The sequence below is a fragment of the Dankookia rubra genome, from assembly GCF_004355005.1.
GTDB lineage: Bacteria > Pseudomonadota > Alphaproteobacteria > Acetobacterales > Acetobacteraceae > Paracraurococcus > Paracraurococcus ruber_A.
Window position 1 is genome coordinate 1 of the sequence record NZ_SMSJ01000392.1, and the last position, 322, is coordinate 322.

A 322-nucleotide genomic window follows, 5' to 3' on the forward strand; every position below is an offset into this window, starting at 1 on the left:
CACCCGCGGCGGCCCCGGCGGCGGGGGCCGCCTTGCGGCGCGCCGTCGTGGCGGCCGGCGGGGGTGGGACGGGCTTCGCCGAATTGCTGGTGCCCGGGCGCTGCTGGAGGGTCGGCGGCGGGGCTGCCGGCGGGCGGGGCGTGCCGGCCTGCTTCGCCGCATCCTGCTTCGCCGTGTCCGGCTTGGCCGCGGCGGGCTTTTCGGGCTTCGGCGGGGTGGCGGCCTGCGGCCTGGCCGGCGGCTTCGGCGCCGGCGGGGCGGAGGGCGCCGGGGGCGATGCGGCCGGCGCGGCGGGCGCCGCGGCGCGGGGCGGTGGCAGGTT

The 322-nt window shown here is 84.2% G+C and carries 1 pseudogene; it reads left to right on the forward strand.

The window, feature by feature from the left end:
- Positions 1 to 32 precede the first annotated feature (32 nt).
- Positions 33 to 322, forward strand: a pseudogene (locus tag E2C06_RS41265) (hypothetical protein); the annotation flags it as partial.